At 67.4% G+C, this 14,630-nt stretch carries 15 protein-coding genes; 13 read left to right on the top strand and 2 right to left on the bottom strand.

Translation table 11 applies throughout. The features are described from left to right. Window positions 1-35 precede the first annotated feature (35 nt). Together AC5020_RS08690 and AC5020_RS08685 are read left to right on the top strand one after the other, a co-directional pair. Window positions 36-722, top strand: coding sequence for a winged helix-turn-helix transcriptional regulator (locus AC5020_RS08690; protein ID WP_464987982.1), 687 nt, complete (start codon window positions 36-38; stop codon window positions 720-722). Window positions 723-977: 255 nt separating this feature from the next. Beyond that, complete coding sequence (locus tag AC5020_RS08685; RefSeq protein ID WP_464987981.1) at window positions 978-1,364, top strand: hypothetical protein; 387 nt, start codon at window positions 978-980, stop codon at window positions 1,362-1,364. Window positions 1,365-1,559: 195 nt separating this feature from the next. Here AC5020_RS08685 and AC5020_RS08680 read toward each other — a convergent pair whose 3' ends face one another. Then, window positions 1,560-2,156: a TetR/AcrR family transcriptional regulator gene (locus AC5020_RS08680; protein WP_464987980.1), complete on the bottom strand. Its 597-nt coding sequence runs from the start codon at window positions 2,154-2,156 to the stop codon at window positions 1,560-1,562. A 165-nt stretch (window positions 2,157-2,321) separates the two neighbouring features. Here AC5020_RS08680 and AC5020_RS08675 point away from each other — a divergent pair, with 165 nt between their 5' ends. After that, window positions 2,322-2,924 carry a hypothetical protein gene (locus tag AC5020_RS08675; protein ID WP_464987979.1) on the top strand — a complete coding sequence of 201 codons (603 nt, stop codon included), beginning with the start codon at window positions 2,322-2,324 and terminating at the stop codon, window positions 2,922-2,924. Then, window positions 2,924-4,402, top strand: a complete 1,479-nt coding sequence (locus tag AC5020_RS08670; protein WP_464987978.1) for a dihydrolipoyl dehydrogenase family protein — start codon at window positions 2,924-2,926, stop codon at window positions 4,400-4,402. The genes AC5020_RS08675 and AC5020_RS08670 overlap by 1 nt, the downstream gene beginning before the upstream one ends. Window positions 4,403-4,937: 535 nt before the next feature. Here AC5020_RS08670 and AC5020_RS08665 read toward each other — a convergent pair. Beyond that, window positions 4,938-5,501 (bottom strand): MarR family winged helix-turn-helix transcriptional regulator, encoded by a 564-nt coding sequence (locus AC5020_RS08665; RefSeq protein WP_464987977.1) that lies wholly within the window; start codon window positions 5,499-5,501, stop codon window positions 4,938-4,940. A 65-nt stretch (window positions 5,502-5,566) separates the two neighbouring features. On the opposite strand from AC5020_RS08665, the gene idi reads away from it, so the two are divergent. Genes idi through AC5020_RS08620 form a run of 9 tightly spaced genes read left to right on the top strand, consistent with a single transcriptional unit; the run spans window position 5,567 to window position 14,267 of the window. Next, on the top strand, window positions 5,567-7,147 hold the full coding sequence (gene idi / locus AC5020_RS08660; protein ID WP_464987976.1) for an isopentenyl-diphosphate Delta-isomerase: 1,581 nt from the start codon (window positions 5,567-5,569) through the stop codon (window positions 7,145-7,147). Beyond that, window positions 7,126-8,010, top strand: a complete 885-nt coding sequence (locus AC5020_RS08655) for a phytoene/squalene synthase family protein (protein WP_377804245.1) — start codon at window positions 7,126-7,128, stop codon at window positions 8,008-8,010. Before idi ends, AC5020_RS08655 begins: the two co-directional genes overlap by 22 nt. Beyond that, window positions 8,007-9,566 (top strand): phytoene desaturase family protein, encoded by a 1,560-nt coding sequence (gene crtI / locus AC5020_RS08650; RefSeq protein WP_464988050.1) that lies wholly within the window; start codon window positions 8,007-8,009, stop codon window positions 9,564-9,566. The genes AC5020_RS08655 and crtI overlap by 4 nt, the downstream gene beginning before the upstream one ends. Beyond that, the gene (locus AC5020_RS08645) at window positions 9,563-9,886 is read left to right on the top strand and encodes a lycopene cyclase domain-containing protein (RefSeq protein ID WP_464987975.1); all 324 of its coding nucleotides are present in this window, start codon (window positions 9,563-9,565) and stop codon (window positions 9,884-9,886) included. Before crtI ends, AC5020_RS08645 begins: the two co-directional genes overlap by 4 nt. Further along, window positions 9,883-10,209: a lycopene cyclase domain-containing protein gene (locus tag AC5020_RS08640; RefSeq protein WP_464987974.1), complete on the top strand. Its 327-nt coding sequence runs from the start codon at window positions 9,883-9,885 to the stop codon at window positions 10,207-10,209. Before AC5020_RS08645 ends, AC5020_RS08640 begins: the two co-directional genes overlap by 4 nt. Continuing rightward, window positions 10,206-11,096 carry a prenyltransferase gene (locus AC5020_RS08635; protein WP_464987973.1) on the top strand — a complete coding sequence of 297 codons (891 nt, stop codon included), beginning with the start codon at window positions 10,206-10,208 and terminating at the stop codon, window positions 11,094-11,096. Before AC5020_RS08640 ends, AC5020_RS08635 begins: the two co-directional genes overlap by 4 nt. Further along, window positions 11,093-12,565, top strand: coding sequence for an SDR family oxidoreductase (locus AC5020_RS08630; protein WP_464987972.1), 1,473 nt, complete (start codon window positions 11,093-11,095; stop codon window positions 12,563-12,565). Before AC5020_RS08635 ends, AC5020_RS08630 begins: the two co-directional genes overlap by 4 nt. Then, on the top strand, window positions 12,562-13,050 hold the full coding sequence (locus AC5020_RS08625) for a pyrimidine dimer DNA glycosylase/endonuclease V (RefSeq protein WP_464987971.1): 489 nt from the start codon (window positions 12,562-12,564) through the stop codon (window positions 13,048-13,050). The genes AC5020_RS08630 and AC5020_RS08625 overlap by 4 nt, the downstream gene beginning before the upstream one ends. Beyond that, on the top strand, window positions 13,047-14,267 hold the full coding sequence (locus tag AC5020_RS08620) for a ferrochelatase (protein WP_464987970.1): 1,221 nt from the start codon (window positions 13,047-13,049) through the stop codon (window positions 14,265-14,267). Before AC5020_RS08625 ends, AC5020_RS08620 begins: the two co-directional genes overlap by 4 nt. Window positions 14,268-14,630: the final 363 nt, after the last annotated feature.

Raw genomic sequence — 14,630 nt, 5'->3', positions numbered from 1 at the left:
TACAGGTCAAGTAGTTTCGGCGGTACGATGGTCCGATGAGTTCGCGGCGTTCCTACGGTTCCTACAACGACGGCTGCGCGGCCGCGCACGCCCTCGATCTGATCGGCGAACGCTGGACGCTGATCGTCGTCCGTGAGCTGCTGCTCGGCCCCAAACGGTTCGCCGATCTCCAGAGGGACATCCTGGGCATCAGCCCCACCGTGCTTTCGCAGCGGTTGCGGGACCTCGAGGCGCGGGGCATCGCCGTACGGCGCACACTGCCGGCTCCGGCGCGGGTCGACGTCTATGAGCTCACCGCATGGGGATCCAAGCTGGAGGCCGTCAACGCGGCTCTCTCGCTGTGGGCGGTCGACTCCCCCGATCTGCCGTGGGACGCCGACATGAGCCCCGACACCTTGGTCCTGGCCATGCGCGCCCACGCCCGGGCGGACGCCGAGATCTCGACACCTGCCCGGGTCGTGCTGCGGCTGTCCGATTCCCGGCTCGCCGGCGCCGATCCGGTCACCTACACCGCCCATGTCAGCCACGAGGGCGCCCGGGTCGAGCGGGAGCCGCCTGCCGGTCCGATCGACGCCGGGGTGGACGCGACCACCGCGGGGTGGAAGGCATGCGTCCTGGGCCAGGCCCCGCTCTCGGCTTCGCCCGACGTCCGCGTCACTGGCAGCATGGCCGCGGTCGACGTGCTGCTGCGGGCGACGAGCATGGAGTCCGCGGCGAGCTGACGGACCTCCGGGGCACCGTGCATCTGCGCGCCCTCGCTCCGCTGACAGCAGGTTGACCGTGCGTACGCGCGGCCCGCGGCCTCGGCCCGACGTCGCCGACTTACCCCTGTGTCGGATCGCGTTGCCCGTCCGTCCACAGTACCCGGGCCTGGTATCCGCCAACGGGCCGCCAGCAGCGCTTTCGCTTCGATCGTACCCGGGCGATCATGGTCGAGCACGCTCATACCGGCGGGGTCGATGCAGACAGGTGGCGCCATGCAGGATCTGAGGGTCGAGATACCCGCGCGTTTGTGGCAGGTCGTGGACGCGTGCGCGGACAACTCCGCGGCAATCGATGTGATCGAGGGCAACGAGGAATCGGTGGCCACGGCCTCGACCGTCCGGCGGGAGGGGTGGCGCGCTCTCCGCGCGTACCCGGGTGGTCATGATCAGTACGGCTGGCCTCCGCCGGACCATGTCCTGGCGATCACCCTCCCGCTCGCCCATTGGACCTGGGTGCTCTCGCAACTGGATCGGTGGAGACAGACCGATCCTGGTGGCGACCTCCTGGCGGCGCGACGACATCTCATCGATGTGATCGAGTCCCTTGACCGCGACGAATTCAGGCGTAGCCGCCGTTGGCGAAGATCGTCCGGCCGTTGATCCATCGGGCCCCTCCGGCGAGCGACGCGACGACCTCGGCGGTTGTCTTCGGGGGTGCCGAGCCGTCCCATCGGGGTGGCTCCCGTGAGGCGGTCGACCACGTCCTGGGGCTTGGCCTCGAAGAACACTTCCGTAGCATCGGGGACGGGCGCGACGGCGTCGGCTTCGGCCCAACGCGCGAACTCGTCGGCCGCCTCAACCTTCCGATGACGCCGCGTGTTCGCGACTGCGATAGCTGAGCAGGCCGTCCACGCCGCGGAGGAACGTCTCGCAGATCGGCGCCTTGTCATCCGCGAGGCATCCGGCTGCCATCGCGCCGTCCCGCAGCATCACGAAGTGCCGGGCGGCAGGTTCGGGATCGATCTTCCCCGTGGCGGTGAAGAGCTCGCACATCGTGGTCAGGAACCACTCTCGCTGCGTCAGGACCGCCTGGTGCACAGGGTGGTCGGGATCGGGATACTCGGCAGCGGCGTTCAAGAAGGCGCAGCCCCGGAACCCGGGCCGTTCGATGTCGCCGGTGATCGTCCGGCTGACGGCCCGGATGCCCTCATCGGCATCCGCAGAGTCCGCGCGGCCTGCGTCGATGCCGGCCCGGATGGCCTCATCGGCCCGAGTCAGGTAGGCGACGATCAGATCGTCCTTGCTGCGGAAATGCTTGTACAGCGTCGCCCGGGTCACCTGCGCCTCCGCGATGATCCGATCGATGCCGACCGCGTGGATGCCCTGGCCGTAGAAGAGCTCCGTCGCAGTGTCGAGCAACCGCGCGCGAGCCTGTGACGTCCGTGCTTCCATCTCGATCTCTCCTCAGCTCCCTCGCAGGTCCCGACGGTCCGGCAGGCAAAGCGTCGACGTTCCGGGCGATCCACGCTAACAGATAGAACGATCGGTCTTGACACCGCGCGACGGCCCGGTCACTATATCGGTGTACCGATCGTTCTATCTACCCGAGAGAACCCCATGTCATCCGATTCGCTGTCGTCCCCTTCCCTGCAGGTCCGCGCAGCAGACCCCGTCCCCGACACCACCGGCAGCACGAAGGCTCTGCGCAATCTCTACTTCGCGCGATTCGGGTTCGCCATCATCTGGGCGATCCTGCTGATGCGGATCGCGACCACGATCAATCCCGCCGCCATCGCCCTGATCGTCATCTACCCCGTGTTCGACGTCGCGGCCGCGATCATCGACTACCGCTCATCCGGATCCAGCCGACCGAAGGCGCCGCTCTACATCAACATGGCCCTGAGCCTGCTGACCGCCGTCGGCCTGGCCATCGCCGCCGGCTCCGGCGTGCCGAACATTCTGCGGGTGTGGGGCGCGTGGGCGATCACCGCGGGCATCGTGCAGCTGATCGTCGCCATCCTGCGCTGGCGCCTCGGCGGCCAGCTGGCGATGATTCTCAGCGGTGGGATCTCCGTCCTGGCCGGTGGCTCCTTCATCGCGATGGCCGGCGGCCCGGGCGCAGCCCTGACGGGTGTCGGCGGCTACGCGATCCTCGGCGGCATCTTCTTCCTGATCTCGGCCATCCGGCTGCACGTCGTCATCCCGAAGGCGGCCAAGTGATGACCGGGCCCGCCCGCCCTGCTGCCGACGTGATCATCATCGGCGGCGGACCGGTCGGCGAGAACGTCGCCGACCGGGTCGTCCGAGGCGGCCTCACCGCGACCGTCGTGGAGCAGGATCTCGTCGGCGGTGAATGCTCCTACTGGGCATGCATGCCGACCAAAGCACTGCTCCGCGACGCAGCCGCCCTCCGCGCCGCCCGTGCGCTCCCGGCCGCCGGCCGGGCGGCCCAAGGTTCCCTGGACTCGGCTGCGGTGGTGGCCCGCCGGGACCGATTCGCCTCGCAATGGAACGACGCCGGGCAGGTCGAGTGGCTCCGCAGCGCCCAGATCACCCTCGTCCGGGGACAGGGACGGATCACCGGCCCTCGTACGGTGAGCGTCACCGATGCCGACGGCACGACCACCACACTGCACGCGCGCCACGCCGTCGTCATCGCCACAGGCAGCAGTGCCCGTATCCCACCCGTCACGGGGCTGTCGGACGTCGCCCCGTGGACGAGCCGAGAAGCGGCTGCGGCGCAGCGGATCCCCGACCGGTTGGCGATCATCGAAGGTGGCGTCGTCGGCTCGGAGATGGCCACCGCATACAGCGCGCTGGGATCGCAGGTGTCCCTGGTCTCGCGCACCCGGCTGCTCCCGGGCACCGAGCCGTTCGCCGGCGAGCAGGTCGCCGCGGCGCTCCGGTCCTCCGGCGTCGCCCTGCATCTGGATGCCGGCGCCACCGAAGCTCACCGGTCCGCATCCGGCGAGGTGGAGATCCGACTGTCCGACGGCACGACTCTCACCGCCGACGAAGTGCTGGTCGCCACCGGGCGGAGAGCCAACACGGCCGACATCGGCCTGGACCGGATCGGACTGGAACCAGGCAGCTGGCTGACCGTGGACGACGCTCTCGCCGTCCTGGATCCCCACGGCAGGCCGGTGGCGGACGACTCCCCCGACGGGCCGGGCACCGCCTGGCTCTTCGCCGCCGGAGATGTCAACAACCGCGCTCCGCTGACCCATCACGGCAAGTATCAGGCCCGAGCGCTCGGCGACGCCCTTGCCGCAAGGGCCGGCGGCACCCCACCGGACTTGCGTCCGTGGGGACGGCACGCGGTCACCGCGGATGCCCAAGCGCCTACGCAGGTCATCTTCACCGATCCCGAGGTCGCGGCCGCAGGCATCACCGCCGAGGTCGCCGAGGCGGCCGGGAAGAGAGTCCGCGTGATCGACCACGACCTGGGGGCCGTCGCCGGTGCCGCCCTGCATGCCGACGGCTACCAGGGCCAGGCACGCATGGTCATCGATGCAGATCGGAACATGCTGATCGGATTCACCGCTGTCGGCCCCGATGTCGCCGAGCTGCTGCATTCCGCGACCGTCGCGATCGCCGGAGAGGTCCCTCTGGACCGGCTCTGGCATGCGGTCCCGGCCTACCCGACGATCAGCGAGATCTGGCTTCGCCTGCTGGAGTGCGATGGTCGGGATCACTGAACCGGATCATTCCCAGCAATCGCCTGGCCCGCTGCAGGGACCAGCGCGGGCGGCGGGTCCGTTTCGGTCACGGCAGTTGGTGCACGCTCTGAACCGTCATCACCTCGCCAGGTCGATGGGGAAGGCCGGTGCTGCGGGGGACAACACGGCAATGGAAGCCTTCTTCGCGCTGCCCCCGAATGAACGTGCTGGACCGAGGTCGTTGGCGCACCTGCGAGAAACTATGGTTTGCGATCATCACCCGGATCGAGCGGGCCTACCACCATCGCCACCGAAGGGCCCGGCCGAGCTCAATGGTACCGATCAAATTCGAGACCATCATAATCCCAAACGTATGCCTGGCGGCCTAACCCCAGCTGACACCTGAATGCGCATGAGTCCCGACGGCCCTGTGTGCCGGCGCTGAACATCCTCCCGTGCGAGCGCTATAGGCCGTCGGCGTTGGGCCGGCTTGGTCGCTCTGAGCGCGTCTCGCGGGCCTCGCGGCAGACGGAGGTTGTCCGCGCCGCGAGTCGGTTGCGATAAGCCTGAGGCGTCATTGCTCGGCCTCGTGCGAGGCGTTCAAGAGGTCCCCATACGGAGCATCCGCCCGGGTCATCGCTCTAAAGAATCGGATCAGGATATCGCGCTCGCTGGGCGTCATCGCGGCCGCTGCAGCAAAGCGGCGGGAGTGCTGCCTTCCGAGAGTGGCCCGCGCGGAGCGACGCGTCGACTCGGTGACGCGGATCTCGGTCGTCCTGCGGTCGGAGGGGTGCTCCGTGCGTGTGAGATGCCCACCGTCGACGAGGCGGTCGACGAGTTTGGTCGTCGACGCGCTCGAGATGCCGACGTCGTGTGACACGTCTTTCGGAGTGACGATCTCTCCGCGCTGCTGCGCCCGCATGATCATGCGGATCGCACGCATGTCGGTCTCGTTCAGTCGCATGTATCGCGCCGAGATCTTCGCGAGTAGGCGAGACGCCTCCTGCCATTCGGCCAGCGCATCCATCACCTCGAACGTCTGTGCGATGTCACTCTCGGCGAGTTCGGCGACATCCAGGAGGCCAGGGTCGATCGACGCATGGCGCGCGTTCATCCTGGACTGCTTCTGATCGACCACACGTACATCGTACATATCTTATGGTAGGTTGATGTCTCGCTAGGCGAACGAAATGGAGCTGGTCCGTGGAGCACGTGGTTCTCGTTGATGATGATGGCGTCGCTGTCGGCACCCACCCCAAGGAGACCGCTCACGGGGAGAAGACCCCGCGCCACCTTGCCTTCTCGTGTCATGTGGTGCGATCGGACGGTCACGTGCTGATGACGCGTCGCGCGCTCGGCAAGCGCACCTGGCCGGGGGTGTGGACGAACTCGTACTGCGGCCACCCCGAGCCTGGCGAGAACCTCGAAGACGCTGTTCGACGGCGGGCGAAGTTCGAATTGGGCCTGGAGATCGAGATCCTTTCGTGTCCCCTACCTGAGTTCCGATATACGGCCCGCGACGCCTCGGGCATTGAAGAGAACGAGTACTGTCCGGTCTTCGTGGCCAGAGCAACGTCTTCTCTCGAGCCGAATCGCGATGAGGTGGCAGAGACCCAGTGGATCTCGCCCGACGACTTGTCGGCGGCCGTGAGCGCGGCGCCGTGGGCGTTCAGCCCGTGGCTGGTGTCCCACCTTCCGGGCGTCATGTCCGCACTCACTCCGCGCAGAGAGTGCGCGGACCCTGTTCCACTTTTCCCTGTCTTCGAAGCTCGGATGACGGAGATACTTCGCTCTGGCCGTGACGAAGCCCCACGCTTTACACCGTCGTACGTACGCCTGTGGGAGACGGTCGAAACAATCGCGCACGGGGGAAAAAAGGTCCGCCCACGTCTTCTTCTCGACGCCTACCGCGCGCTCGGCGGCGAGGACGATCGCGCGGCTGTCGACGCCGCATGTGCGATTGAACTGCTGCACGCAGCGCTGGTCATCCATGATGACGTGATCGACGGCGACCTCACGCGGCGCGGTCGTGAGAACGTCGCGGGACGATTCGCCTCCGAGGCGCAGGCGGCCGGTGCGACGCAACGCGACGCGCGTGCGTGGGGAGATGCGTCGTCGATCATCGCGGGGGACCTGCTTATCACGCGCGCCCACGGACTCATCGCGACGCTCGACGTCGCCGAAGATCGGCGTCGGTCCGCGCTCGAGATCTTCAGCGAGACGGTCCTGGAGAGCGCGGCTGGCGAGCATACCGATGTGCTTCTCAGCATGCACTTGTCCGACCCGACCCCGGACGACGTCATTGCGATGATCGAGCACAAGACGGCGGCGTATTCGTTCCGCGCGCCGCTGGCTCTCGCTGCGGCGCTGTCAGGGGCACCTCGTCGCGTTGCCGATGCGGTCGACGTGATCGCGCGGCAGATCGGGGTTATCTACCAGCTCCGTGACGATGTGCTCGGCACATTCGGCGACGAGTGTGAGACGGGGAAATCGGTCCTGAGCGACCTCCGGGAGGGCAAGGAGACACTGCTGATTTCGTACGCGCGCCATGATCCTGCGTGGTCCGACATCGCGCGTCACTTCGGCGACGAGAGCCTGACGCCGGCGGATGGCGCGCGCGTCCGAGAGGTCGTCGAGCGATCGGGTGCGCGCGCATACGTCGAATCCCAGATCGACGCGCGACGCGATGAGGTCCGTCGGCGCATTCACGCCGCTGATCTGCCCGTGAAGCTGGTGCGACTGCTGGAGGAGGCGAGCAACGAATGCAGCGCGCGCCGGGCCTGAGCGTCACCGATCTGAGCCTCTACAACCGAGCCGCAACGGATAGCGCGACTACCGTACTGCGCCGCTACTCGACTTCGTTCGCCTGGGCGAACCGGCTCATGCACCCTCGTGTCCGCACCAATATCGCTCGGATCTACGCACTCGTCAGGATCGCCGACGAGCTCGTCGACGGCCCCGCGGAAGCGGCGGGAGTCGATGAGAACGAGCGGCGCGCGCTCCTGGACGCGCTGGAGACCGAGACGACGCGCGCGTGTGAGCGCGGGTACAGCACCGATCTCATCGTCCACGCATTCGCACTCACCGCGCGAGAGTACGGAATCGGCCGAGATCTCATTCGGCCCTTTTTCGCGTCGATGCGTGCCGATCTCGGTGCCGTCGAGTTCGACGACAAGGCGCTCGCGACCTATATCTACGGGTCCGCGGAAGTCGTCGGACTGATGTGCCTGGCTGTCTTCGAGGGAGATCGACCTCGCTCCGACGGCGAGCGTCAGGAGTTGCGGGCGGGTGCGCGCCGGCTCGGCGCTGCGTTCCAGAAAGTCAATTTCCTGCGGGACTGGGCAGACGATCGCGACTCGCTGGGGCGGCGCTATCTCCCCGGCACGGGCGATGGGCTCACGGACACGGCGAAGGACGGTCTCGTGCGCGAGATCCGCGACGACCTCGCGGAAGCTGACGTCGCCATCTCGCTGTTGGATTCATCGTGTCGCTCTGCCGTCTGGGCCGCGCGCTCGCTTTTCGGCGAACTCGTCGCGCGCATCGATCGCGCCCCGGCCGCCCTCGTCGCCCGCGAGCGCGTGCGTGTGCCCGACCCGGTGAAGGCGCAGATCCTGGTGCGTGCGTGGGCGCGGAAGGTCGCACGATGAGCCGCTCACAGGTGGTCGTCATCGGGGGCGGCGTCAGCGGGCTCGCGACAGCCGGTTTGCTGGCGCGCGACGGACACGACGTCACGCTCGTTGAACGCCGCACCGATCTCGGCGGTCGCGCCGGAGCCTGGGAGTGCGACGGCTTCTCATTCGACACGGGGCCGTCGTGGTACCTCATGCCCGAGGTCTTCGAGCACTTCTACCGCCTGATGGGCACGACAGCCTCGGAGCACTTCGACCTCGTCTCGCTAGACCCCGGCTATCGGGTCTACGGCGAGCCCGACGGGTCCGCGGATCGCGCGCCGATCGACGTGCGGTCGGGGACGGACGCCGTCGCAAAGCTGTTCGAAGCGCGCGAGCAGGGCGCCGGACGGCGTGTACGACGATACCTCTCTTCGGCGACGCGGACCTACGAGGCAGCGCGCGAAGCGTACCTCTACAACACCTTCTCCTCCTGGCGGTCCTTCGCCGCGCCCTGCGTGCTGCGGAACGCGCCCGCGATCGTCCCCCTTCTCACGCGCTCGCTCTGGTCGATGATCTGCCATAGGGTCGCCGACCGTCGGCTGCGACAGATCCTCGGCTACCCGGCAGTGTTCCTCGGCACGTCCCCGTTCGACGCGCCGGCGCTTTACCATCTGATGAGCCACATGGATCTCGTCGACGGTGTGCGGTACCCGCGAGGCGGCTTCCGCGGCTTCGTCGGCTCGCTCGTCGAACTCGCGCGTGCCCACGGCGTCCGGATCGAGACAGAGAGCGAGGTCGCCGAGATCCTCTCGGGTGATGGCGCTGTACGCGGCGTCACGGTCGATCGTGCCGGCGTGCGACGGACGATCGAGGCCGATATCGTCGTGTCGGCGATCGACGAGCACCATGCGGAGACCGCGCTGCTCGCCGAGAGCGACCGCTCATATCCTGACCGCCGCTGGACCGAGCAGGTCTCCGGACCGGGGGCCGTGCTGGTCATGCTCGGTGTGCGCGGCGAACTGCCGCAGCTTCGGCACCATACGCTGTTCTTCTCCAACGACTGGCACGAGAACTTCGACGCGATCTTCGGATCCGAACCGCGGGTGCCCACGCCGCCGTCTCTGTACGTGTGCATGCCGAGTGCAAGCGACGAGCACGTCGCCCCCGACGGCCACGAGAATCTTTTCGTCCTCGTGCCGGTGCCGCCCGACGTGAGCATCGGACGCGGGGGGGCGAACGGTCTCGGCGACGTCGCCGTGACCGAGATCGCCGATCACGCCATCACACAGATCGCCGAGTGGGCGACAATCCCCGATCTCGCGGACCGCATCGTCGTGCGCCGCACGATCGGACCCGGGGATTTCGCCGTCGAGTTCCATGCGTTCCGCGGTAGCGCGCTGGGGCCCGCGCATACGCTCCGGCAGAGCGCCTTCTTCCGCGGGGTGACGCGGTCGCGGCGTGTCGGCGGACTGTTCTACACCGGAGCGACCGCGGTGCCGGGCGTCGGGCTGCCTATGTGCCTGATCGGCGCGGAGCTCGTGCTGAAGCTCGTCCGCAATGACCGATCTCCCGGGCCGGTGAACGTGCCATGAGCGCTTTCTACGCCGTCTCCCTGATCGTGAGCGGCGCGTGTGTCGGCCTCGTGGACGCTCGCTATCGGCTCGCGTTCGGCGGCGCTCCGGTCGGCACGGGAGCCGCGCTCGGCGTCGGCACCGTGTTCTTCCTCGCGTGGGATGCCGTGGGCATAGGCTTTGGGGTCTTCCGTCATCTCGACTCCCGATGGGCGACCGGCGTGCTGCTGGCACCACACTTCCCGCTCGAAGAGCTTCTGTTCGTGTCGTTTCTGACGTATCTGACGCTCGTGCTGCTGGGCGGCTGGCAACGGCTGACGGAGAGGAGCGAAGCGCGATGACGTACCTGCTCATGTCGCTTCCGTTTATCATCGTCGGCCTGATCGTGTTCTCGGTCGGGGCCGCTAACGCGCACGGCCGCGGCCGTCTTCGGACGTACGTCACGACGTGGGCAGCGACGACAGCATGCCTGACGATCCTCACCGCTATCTTCGACAACATCATGATGGCAGCCGGTTTGTTCGATTTCGGGCATGGGCACACGCTGGGGTGGCGTCTTGGGCTCATGCCGCTGGAGGACTTCCTCTACCCGGTCGTCGGCTCGCTCCTGCTCGCCGGAGTGCGTGAGCTTCTCGCCTCGCGTCAGCGCGGAGCGCGCCGATGAGCGGCTACCTCTCCACCCTCACCACGCTCACTGTCGCCTCGCGTCCTCTCAGCTGGATCAACACGGCCTATCCATTTGCTGCGGCCTATCTGCTCACCACGGATGGCCTGGGCGCGGCATTCCTCATCGGCACGCTCTTCTTCCTCGTGCCTTACAACTTCCTCATGTACGGCGTCAATGACGTCTTCGACTACAGCTCGGATCTCGCCAACCCGCGAAAGGGAGGGGTGGAGGGCGCGACGCTGCCTCCGCGCCTGCACCGAGTGACGCTCATCGCGGCAGTGGCCCTCGCCGTCCCGTTCGTGGTCGCGCTGGTGGTGCTCGGATCCGACCAACCACGGTTCTGGGCGCTGCTTGCGATCAGTCTGTTCGCGGTCATCGCCTACTCGGCCCCCGGCCTGCGCTTCAAGGAGATCCCCTTCCTCGACTCCGTGACATCGAGTCTGCACTTCGTGCTCCCTGCGCTCTGTGGACTGGCTCTCACCGGAACCACCGTGACGGGGCCGATCGTCGTCACGATGACGGCCTTCTTCCTGTGGGGCATGGCGAGTCACGCATTCGGAGCCGTGCAGGACGTCGTTCCCGATCGCGCTGCGGCGATCGGGTCCGTGGCGACCGCGCTGGGCGCGGCCGCCACCGTGAGACTTGCCGTCGGACTATGGCTCGGTGCGGGCGCGCTCATGCTGTTCACTCCGTGGCCCGCATCGCTCGCCGCGGCCGCCGCGGTGCCCTACGTCGTGAGCGCAGCGCCGTATCTGCGCGTGACCGACGACGAGTCAGGAAACGTCAACGCTGCGTGGCGGCGCTTTCTCGCCATCAACTATGTGACCGGATTCGCAGTCACCATGATTCTCATCGTCAGCTTCCTGGAGGAACTCCACCTATGACACGTGTGCTCGTGACGGGAGCCACCGGGTACGTCGGCGGGCGGCTGGTGCCGCAGCTGCTCCAGGCAGGCTACGAGGTCACCTGCCTGGCGCGCTCGCCGTGGAAGCTGACCGACGTGCCTTGGCGCGGTCGTGTCCGTATCGCCGAGGGCGACCTGTCGAATTCTGCGGCCGTGCGGCGCGCGATGACCGGTGTCGACGTCGCCTTCTACCTCGTGCACTCCATGCGGGCCGGCAAAGATTTCGGGGCAGCGGAGAGACGCGATGCCGAATCGTTCGCGCAGGCGGCGGAGGATGCGGGCGTGGGGAGGATCGTCTACCTCGGCGGGCTGCATCCGTCCGAAGCCGCACTATCGCCCCATCTAGCATCGCGCGCCGCTGTCGGTCAGGTTTTCCTCGATAGCGACGTCCCGGCGATCGTGTTCAAGGCAGGGATCGTGATCGGATCTGGCTCGGCGTCGTTCGAGATGATCCGGCATCTCACCGAGGTGCTGCCGTGCATGCCTGCCCCTCGCTGGGTGCGCAATCGCGTGCAGCCGATTGCTGTGCGCGACGTGCTCCGCTACCTCGTCGAATCGGTCGCGCTGGATGAGCGCATCAACCGGACCTTCGACATCGGTGGACCGGACGTGCTGACTTACGGCCAGATGATGAACGACTACGCTGTCGAAGCCGGGTTGCCTCGGCGGCCCATTGTTGCTCTTCCCGTCCTCACTCCGTGGCTCGCCTCGCAGTGGGTGAACCTGGTCACTCCGGTTCCACGCCGGATCGCGGTACCGATAATCGCCTCGCTCCAGAACGACTGCGTGGCGGACGAGCGCGACATCGACCGCATCATCCCGCCGCCCCGAGACGGGCTGATGTCCTACCGAGGCGCCGTGCGGCTGGCGCTGAGCCGCGAGCGCGACGGCCAGGTGGAGACCAGCTGGCAGAGCGCCACCGTTCCGGGGGCGCCGAGTGACCCGTTGCCGAGCGACCCCGATTGGGCAGGGGGTGCCGTGCGCACCGACGTGCGCGAGCGTCGCAGCGAGGCGCCGCCTGAAGAGGTCTGGAAGATCATCGAATCGATCGGCGGAGACAATGGCTGGTATTCCTCCCCGTTCGCCTGGGCCGTACGGGGGTGGATCGATCGGCTGTCCGGGGGGGTCGGAATGCGGCGCGGACGACGGCACCCGTCCCGCCTTCACACAGGCGATGTCGTCGACGTGTGGCGCGTGGAATGGCTCGACCGCGGCCGCGCGCTGCGCCTATCCGCAGAGATGCGGATGCCGGGCCGCGGGTGGCTCGAGCTCGGGGTCGAGCCGGACGGACGAGGATCCGTCTATCGTCAGCGGGCTGTGTTCGTTCCGAAGGGACTTGCGGGGCGGGTATATTGGGTGACATTGTTGCCGATGCACGGCGTGATCTTCGGCGGTATGGTCACGAGCATCCTGCGTGCAGCCGAGCGCTCATCGGGAGCGGCCTCATGAGACTCTGGTCGCTCCATCCACAGTATCTCGACCGAGTAGGACTCGTCGCGGCGTGGCGGGAGGCGCTCCTCGCCCAGGCCGTGGTCCTGAACCCGGGCCGCGCGTATTCGCACCACCCGCAGCTGCGGCGCTTCCAGCAAACCGATGATCCGCTCACGGCGATCGGCGACTTCCTCACGGCGATCGTCGATGATGCCGATGCGCGGGGCTATCGATTCGCGCGCGAGAAGATCCTCGCGACGGGGTCCCGCGCGGAGATCACAGTGACGACAGGGCAGCTCGCATACGAGTGGTCGCACCTGTCCGAGAAGCTGCGGCAGCGCAGTCCCGGCGTCTGGAAGCACTGGCAGGGGATTCACGCGCCGCACCCGCACCCGAGCTTTGTCGTCGTCGACGGGCCGGTCGCCGACTGGGAGAAAGTGCCACCGAACGAAGTGACCGTCGCTCGACACTCTGGTTCCCCCGATAACAGGAGACACGCATGACAGATCCCTCAGCTTCGACCCCTCGACGCGAGACAAAACCACCGCAGGCCACGGGCGTGCACCTCGAGCCAGGAGCTGTCGTCGCCTCGGCGACGTCGGCCGCGCAGTCCGGTTCAGCGCACATCACAGAGCCGGTCTCCTACGACGCCGTGCTCCTGTCCGGGTTCGGCGGTCCGGAGGGACAGGAAGACGTGCTGCCGTTTCTGCGCAACGTGACCCGCGGGCGCGGGATCCCCGATGAGCGTCTCGAAGAGGTCGCGCGGCACTACCGTGTCTTCGGAGGTGTCAGCCCGATCAACGAGCAGAACCGGACGCTTCGCACAGCGTTGCAGGAGGCGCTCCTGACCGCCGGACTGGACCTCCCGGTGTACTGGGGCAATCGAAACTGGGCGCCCTATCTCGACGAGGCGCTCACTGCGGCCGCGCGGAATGGCGCGCGGCGCGTCATCGCGATTCCGACGAGCGCGTACTCGTCATACTCTTCGTGCCGCCAGTATCGCGAAGACTGGGCGGACGCGCTCGAGTCCGCCGGACTCAGCGAGGTCCTGCAGATCGACAAGGTGCGCCAGTTCTTCTCGCATCCCGGGTTCGTCGAGCCGTTCGCGGAGGGGCTGCGCGAGGCCGTTGTCTCGGCCGAGTGCGCGGGCCACCGTCGAGACGCGATCGAAGTGCTGTTCACGACGCACAGCATCCCATCGGCCGATGCGGCGCTCTCGGGCGCGGGCGCATCCGATGATGCCGACGGCGAGGGTTACGTGGCGCAGCATCTCGCGGTCGCCGAGCAAGTCGTCGCCGATGCCGCTCCCGACGTCTCGTGGCAGCTGGTCTACCAGTCGCGCTCCGGCGCACCGTCGACTCCGTGGCTCGAGCCCGATATCAACGACGCAATCGCGGCGCTCGATCGGCGCACTGCGGTCGTCGTCGTGCCCATCGGGTTCGTGAGCGATCACCTCGAGGTGCTCTGGGACCTCGACCGCGAGGCACGAGAGACGGCGGAGGATCACGGGCTGTGGATGACGCGCGTCCCGACTCCCGGCGTGCACCCGACATTCGTCGACGCTCTTGTCGATCTCGTGCGCGAGCGCATCGTGGGGCGCCCGGTCGACGAGCGGGCAAGCGTCACGCGGATCGGCCCGTGGTTCGACGTGTGCCGCCCGGGCTGTTGTGCGAAGGCGGAAGCGAATGCCCGCCCGGCGATCGCGGGTATCATGCCGTGACGGCCGGAACCCCCGGCGGCGAGTCCCGCTGCTCTCCGATTCAGCATCGTGTACACGTCCGGGAAGCGGCTCCGGCCGCGGACGAGGCGTTACTTTTATGTCGGTGACGAGGGGGGCCTCGTTCTGTTCGTCGGGGCTTACTGCTCATCGATATCACCGTGTCGCGGTGACATTTTTGCTCGGACGCTTTGATCTCACCGACCTGGTTCCGCGTCGACTCGTTGATAATTCGAGTGAGCGAGCCGTAACCGAAATGAACGACAATGTCGCCTCGGTCAGTGCTCTGCTCACAGTGTCAGCGGTCTACGCGGTGATCCGCTTCGTGCAGGTGATGTTGCTCAATTATGGTCACAACGTGCTTGA

The sequence above is a fragment of the Brachybacterium sp. SYSU DS0246 genome (assembly GCF_059391765.1).
This window is presented reverse-complemented; position numbering and strand designations above follow the sequence as displayed.